Here is a 6,672-nt window from a genome sequence, read left to right as displayed (position 1 = left end):
CAACAACTTATATTTTAACTCCAACAGGAAAAGTAATAGGCACTCCTATTGAAGGAGCGGTTGATTCTGACATACTTTTTGGACTATTGAAAGGTTTAGAAGATTATAAGAAAGGACAATTAGGTTTTTAGCGTGGAAAAAAACATAGAAAAATTAATTTTGGAAGCCTATGAAGATAGTAAGACTAAATTTGACCATGTTACTACAGGACATATCAGTCAATATTTGAAAAGAAAATATGATTTAAAAATCAATTGTAGTAAGGCATTAATAGAAGCAGACTTTGATCTTGAAAAAGATGAAAACGAACCTTCTTTAGTTTATGTTAAAAAAGCTACCACAAGAAACAAGACTTCAAATCGTGATCAAATTCAAAACAAAGTTGAAGAGAAACCTTTGTTGTTTCAATTTGCCTATTTTCCAAATTTTCTAAATACACTCCAAGAGCTTTCTAATATAGCTCAAAAAGAATTTTGGGGAAACGGAAATAATATTTTATTTTCTTATCTATTTAAATATTTTGAGTTCATTTATGAAAATAAAAGCTATCCTGATATTATTACTTATAATAAAGACAAAACAAAGGCATGTTTCAATACAGGTTTGTATAGTACAGGTGTTTTTCCAATATTTGCATGCTTTGAAAAGCAGGAAAATGGAGGATATATTTTTAGAAAATTTTGTTCTAATGGAGATAGAGTTTTAGATGATTTAGAAATACCTAAATCTTTAAGCGATTATGATACATTCAAAAATGAAATCATTTTTGATAGTAAATTGGATTTTAGGGTAAATCATTTGCATCTTTTTGAGAGAAAAGAGCGATTACCTGAAATTGTGAAAAAACTAAATGATAGGTTCATAGGACACATTATTAATGGTGAATTGAAAATCATCAAAGATAATTATAATCTTCAAAAGATGATTATTCCTGCAGCTTATAAGCAAAGGGTAGTTTTATACATTCCTTTGAAACTTCAAGAAGAATCAGTTGATACGATAGTTGTAGTTGAAAAAGAAGAGGTAAAAAACGAACAGTATTACGCTGTGAGAACTATACTAAATCCGCATGATAATATTTACAAAACTGCAAGAGTTCTTTCAATAGTTGAATCTGAATGGGTAAAAAACACCATTTGAAAGTGAAAACATTGGTAAAATAGGCTTTTGAGATAAGTCTATTTTACCATGTAAACAATTAACAAGAGACTAAAACCCTTTTCTTCGAATTGTTTTCTCTTTTGAAATTTTACCATGCAAACAATTAACAAGAGACTAAAACCTTTGCAATTATTAAAACAAGTTTGAAATAATTTTACCATGTAAACAATTAATAATAGGCTAAAACAAAATTTTTGTAAATTAAAACAATTACAAAAAAATAGAAAAGATTGGCAAAAAATTAGAAAAGCAAAAAACAAGATTCGCTATAATAAAAAATCCGCTTTAGAGCTGCAACTCTAGCGGAAAATTACAACAAAGGCTAACTATGAAACGACATAGTAAGCGTTTTGTGAGATTATACCTAAATTTTAGGTTTTTTAAGCTTAAAGTTGAAGTATTTTTCTAACAAAACCGCAGGGGCAGAAAAGCCCCTTGCCTTTGTTAGTACATGAAACTACAAATTCTCATTCATTTTTCCAAGTTAAATAAAAAAGAAATCCGTTTCAAAATCCCATAAAATAGGCATTTTATAGCATAAATACTTGCAAAAATTATTAAAAAATGGTATTATCATGTTAATAAACTTTAAAAAGGAAATTATAATGCACACTATAACCATTACAAGTGATGATATTGATTTTATAAAAAGTTTAGAATGTTTGTCAAAAAATGCAGGAGCTATTTTTAAAATTTCTAAAAATGATTTAGAAGCTACTTTGGATAATTATGAAGATAATCGAACCATAGATGAAATAAAAAAAGAAGCTGAAGAAACTTTATTACACTATAAACAAGGAAAATTATCAGTAACTCCATTAGGTAGCGAATGGCTGTGAATGAAAATTGTGGAAAGTGATAAATTTAAAAAAGAGCTTAATAATATTTTAGCCTTTATTGCTAAAGATAGTGTGAGTGCAAAAAATTATTTTTCAAAATCTTTAAAAGATGCTATTTTGTGCATTGACAATATGCCTTATAAATTTCGAAAATCTACTCTTTTTAATGATGAAAACATAAGAGATTTTATCTTTAAGAAATATGTCATTCCATATTATATAGATTTAAAAAACGATAAAATACTTTTAATTACGATTTACAAAAATAACCTTGTCAAATAAAAAAGAAATCCGTTCAAAATCCCATAAAATAGGCATTTTATAGCATAAATACTTGCAAAAATTATTAAAAAATGGTATAATTTTATTAAAATTATGAATAAAGTAAGGAAAATTATGCCCACTCTTTTAGAAATCAATGGCTTTAAGTTTTTCTTTTATTCAAATGAACATGAACCAAAGCATATTCATGTTATGAAAGGTAATGAATTTGCGAAAATTAATTTAGAAGATTTACAAGTTCGATTCAGCAGTTTTAAAAACAAAGATTTGTCTTTTATTCTAAAAACTGTCAAAAAACACAAACTTGAATTTGAAAGGAGATGGAATGAATACTTTAGTTAAGGCAAAGAATGTAAAATTCAATAAAGATTATCTTATTGTTTTATTAGAAGACGAACGCATAATCCAAACTCCTTTAAAATGGTACAAAGAACTTGAAAATGCAAATTTAGAAGATTTAGAAAAATGGCATTTTATCTGTGATAATACAGGCATCGAATGGGAAGAATTGGACTGTCATTTAAGTATAGAAGCTATGCTTAAAAGTAATGCGAACAAAGTAGCGTGAAAATACAATTAAACCGATGAAGATTTTGGCGACTTTTCCCAAGTTAAATAAAAAAAAGAACCCCGTTAAAACCCCTAAAAAATAGGCATTTTATAGCAAAAAAACTTGCAAAAATTATTAAAATATGGTATAATTTTATTAAAAATATGAATAAGTTATAATTGAAAGGAATAAAGATGGATAAAGCAGTAAATATGAAATTAAAGATCACTTTTATTGTGTTTCTTGTATTGATTTTGACTAATATAGGCATTTTATTTATAAGCAAGAATGAAATATTTACAAAAACACTTATAGGCTTAATAGCAACTGCTTTCATTTTATATTATGCTTTAGCTTGGATAAAAACCATAAAAAGTATTAAAAAAGATAGTTCTAAAAGTGGAGTTAAAAATCTTTTCATAGGTATTTTAAAATTGCCTTATGAATTAGTGAAAGTGGTTTTAAAGATCATCAAAAAAACATTTTCTTTTTTCTTTGGTTTAATAGATGTTTGTGTTGATGATACAGTTAAGTCGAGAAATAATAAACATATGTACGATCCTTCTTTTATTAATGCTGAAGGTATAGGAGAATTATATACACAAAATAAAAAAGGTGAAAAGGTTTTTTTTAATTAATTTTTATAAAGCTAGAAAAATTTCTAGCTTATTTTAATTATCATTCTTGCAAACATTTTTCAAATTTTTATTACATACTTAATATTTCCACAAATAAAAAGCAAAAACATATTTTAACAATATTTATAAGCAAGCCTAAATTAGCTTGCTTATTTTAAAAATTCAGGAGGTATTTTAGGCGCAGGAGGGGCAGAATTATTATTTCCGCCATTTGAAGGTTGCATTAAATTACCATTCGCATCTCTCGCACCTGTCCAAAACTTAGAATCAAGAAGTTGAGAAGGATTATTTAGGGCTGTTTGAGTTACAGTTCCTAAAGCATTTACAGTATTATTAAATGAACCTTTTGCTCCATCAGCAGCCATTTCTGCAACCTTAACACCATCATCAACTGTTCTTGCAGGAGCGCCTTTATTAAATTGATTTACCGCATTATTAACCTGTCCTTGAACTTCTTGTTGCACTGTTCCTTGTGAATTACCTTGTCCCCAAGCTGTGTTTTGTCCTGTAGTGTTAAAATGTCCTTCTGCCATAGATTTCTTATCAGCTTCATAACTATTTCCAAATCCTACGGCTGCTGAATCTACTGTGCCATAATTGCCTTTATGGATTGCAGAAGCTGTAGAAGGACTATAATAATTTTGCATGCCTACAGAACCCATAGTGTTTTGCGGACTACTAAAATCTCCTGCGTTAAAGTATTTAGAGAGTTGTTGTGGATTGTTAACGCTCCATCTTTGGAAATCATCAGAAGCCATTGCCATAGCTTTTCCGATATTACCACTATTCCAAGCATTTGTAATTGCTGCATTATCACCTGAACGAATGTAATTATTGAGTGCTTTAGGCACAGAATCAGAGTTAACATTGCTTGCAAACGATTCAACCGAGCTATATTTATTAATAGCTGAATGCACTTGAGAGAATTCTTTACCTGTAAAGGTTGAGAAAGCATTATTAAGAGAGGCTCTAGCTGAATCATCACGAGCATAAGTAGAAGCCACATTATCCCCAAAGTCCTTAGCCCATTGTTGCATTTCTTTATCTGTAAACTGAAAGGTTCTACTTGTACCATCTTTTTCTGTAATACTCACATTACCACCTACTACACCTGCTATACTGCCACCTGCCTTGAGTGCTGACATAAGTTCTTGCGCTCTTTGATCTCCTGCTTGAGCCATCTTATCAAATGCCATAGTAGAGCTTGCTTTAAAGATTTCTTGTGCTTGAGCATTAATACCATGAGAGGCAGAATGATCAAATGCCATATTAGCAACAGATTGAGAAGTTTGTCCTGTTTTTAAAGCATCGCTAATACCTTGAGAAACTTCACCTGCTAAAGAAGCTTGTTTTGATTTCATATCACTAGCACTAAGTCCTGCAATGTTAGCAGCAGTAACGCCTTGCATATCACCACTTATTTTAGAACCTGTATTTACATCAGCCACAGTTGTTCCACCCCCTGCTATGCTAGTAGTAGAATATCTACTGCTTCCTATGCTAGTAGCACCTTGCAAACTCACTACCCCTGCATTCATCGCCCAAACTTCATCTCCTCTAGGAGCAGCAATGCTAGTTTGTGTAGATAAGGCTTGCTGATTTGCAAAGCTTCCAGCAGCTCTTGAAGCACCTGTTAGAGCTTGAGATAATCCAGAAGCAAAAGTTATAAATCCTTGCTCACTTGCTTTAGCAATTGCATAAGCTAAAACAGGAGTACTCATTACAAGATAATTCATGAAATTTGATCTATTTGCTACTTCTTTGAATATAAGCATGTTATCTCCTAAGCTTAAAGCTGCTTTTCCACCTGTTATTACTTGTGCAACTTTCATAAGATTATAATCATTTAGATAGTTAATAATACAAAGAATAGGAGTCCAAAGCACTATCCAAATACATAGAGTAAAAAACATCTTAATATGTGCGTAAGAGCCAAATACAATAGAAAGCAAAGCAACAAGCCAAGATAAACCTATGATAATAGCTGTTAAATAAGCTTTAGCTAAAGGCAAATAAGTTTGCGCCATGTGTCCTTGTGCTTGCATACTTGCATAAAATTGCTGATCCGCATAAGCAGTATTTGCAGCCACAGAAGCAGGATTTAATCCTACTGATTTAGCGGTATTAATGATTGCATCTTGAGAAGCAAGCATTATCATGGATTGCTGTAAATAAGATCTAGCACTTACAGCTTGTTCGTTATAGATTTGTGCAGCGCCTAAGAACTTTTGCTCATAATTTGTCATATCATCTACCATACCAAGCAAAGCAGCATGAATCTTCATAGCTTCATCTGTATCGTTTTGAATCATTTCAACGATTTGAGGACCTGCATCAGAACAAGGTACAACACTTTGTTCTTCAACATTATTGTTATTTTTAAACAAAGGAGTAAGCTGAGAGCCATTGCCTATGTTTGTGAAAAGATCTTGCATTAAATTATCAGAGTTTTGAAAAAGATTTCTACCTTGTTGATTAAGCAAGATACCTACTGAAACGCAGTTTCTAAAATAAAAATCAATATTTTTTTGCAAAGTTGCATCAATAGCCGAAAGCTTTACGCTTGGTAAAGTACTCATCACTTGAAGTGAAAAACCTAAACCTGCGTTAGAGAAATTTGTAGATTGTGGAGTTGAAAAATGTTTTTCCATAGCTTCTAGGATAACCTTCTCAAATTGTGTCATTAATGCAAAGCTTTTTCCTATGCCTATAGGAATTTGAGAAATGACATAATCTTTACTTGTTACTTCATCGTGAATCATGAAGCGGTGATTATTGTCATTTGGCGCCCTTAAAAACATCTGCCACACTACAGCAAAAAGTATAAACATTTTTCCAAATTCAAACACAGGATTTGTTTGTCCATCCATTGCTTTTTTGATACTAAAAAGCAATAATGAGATAGCTAAGGCTGCATTAACGATATAACTTGTTTCAGTGGTTATACCTTTAACAGCTTGCATGATTTCATTCATCACATCGCCATAACCCCAAGTATAAATTAAATTGCTATTAGCTATTTCAGTTGCACCAAATAAAAATGAAGGTGCAAAAAACAAAGTGCTAAAGAATAAAAAGTAAAATCTTTTCATGGACTGTTTTAAGAAGTTAAAGAGTTTGTTTGGTATAATTATAAAAGGTAGATGCCAAAGGCGGCTACCTTTGGCATTAATCATAACCTAGAAAGGCGGTGATTAAATTG

At 30.8% G+C, this 6,672-nt stretch carries 7 protein-coding genes; 6 read left to right on the top strand and 1 reads right to left on the bottom strand.

Translation table 11 applies throughout. The features are described from left to right. Window positions 1-132: 132 nt before the first annotated feature. The 6 genes from AJ939_RS03790 (at window position 133) to AJ939_RS03765 (ending at window position 3,470) form a co-directional block, all read left to right on the top strand. Window positions 133-1,140 carry a DUF3825 domain-containing protein gene (locus tag AJ939_RS03790; RefSeq protein WP_070283388.1) on the top strand — a complete coding sequence of 336 codons (1,008 nt, stop codon included), beginning with the start codon at window positions 133-135 and terminating at the stop codon, window positions 1,138-1,140. Between the two features lie 626 nt (window positions 1,141-1,766). After that, window positions 1,767-2,000: a hypothetical protein gene (locus tag AJ939_RS03785; RefSeq protein ID WP_002883553.1), complete on the top strand. Its 234-nt coding sequence runs from the start codon at window positions 1,767-1,769 to the stop codon at window positions 1,998-2,000. After that, window positions 2,001-2,282, top strand: coding sequence for a type II toxin-antitoxin system RelE/ParE family toxin (locus tag AJ939_RS03780; protein ID WP_002883551.1), 282 nt, complete (start codon window positions 2,001-2,003; stop codon window positions 2,280-2,282). Window positions 2,283-2,396: 114 nt separating this feature from the next. Next, a complete protein-coding gene (locus AJ939_RS03775; RefSeq protein ID WP_044779629.1) occupies window positions 2,397-2,624 on the top strand; it encodes a DUF4160 domain-containing protein in 228 nt (75 codons plus the stop codon). Further along, window positions 2,608-2,850: a DUF2442 domain-containing protein gene (locus AJ939_RS03770; RefSeq protein ID WP_070233926.1), complete on the top strand. Its 243-nt coding sequence runs from the start codon at window positions 2,608-2,610 to the stop codon at window positions 2,848-2,850. The genes AJ939_RS03775 and AJ939_RS03770 overlap by 17 nt, the downstream gene beginning before the upstream one ends. A gap of 176 nt (window positions 2,851-3,026) precedes the next feature. After that, a complete protein-coding gene (locus AJ939_RS03765) occupies window positions 3,027-3,470 on the top strand; it encodes a hypothetical protein (protein ID WP_070233928.1) in 444 nt (147 codons plus the stop codon). Window positions 3,471-3,619: 149 nt separating this feature from the next. On the opposite strand, the gene AJ939_RS03760 is transcribed toward AJ939_RS03765, so the two are convergent. Continuing rightward, window positions 3,620-6,562, bottom strand: a complete 2,943-nt coding sequence (locus tag AJ939_RS03760; RefSeq protein ID WP_250535409.1) for a conjugal transfer protein TraG N-terminal domain-containing protein — start codon at window positions 6,560-6,562, stop codon at window positions 3,620-3,622. Window positions 6,563-6,672: the final 110 nt, after the last annotated feature.

The sequence above is a fragment of the Campylobacter sp. BCW_6889 genome, from assembly GCF_001762535.1.
In the GTDB taxonomy this organism is placed as follows: domain Bacteria; phylum Campylobacterota; class Campylobacteria; order Campylobacterales; family Campylobacteraceae; genus Campylobacter_D; species Campylobacter_D jejuni.
The sequence above is the reverse complement of the archived record's forward strand: the minus strand, read 5'-3'. Positions and strand labels throughout refer to the sequence as shown.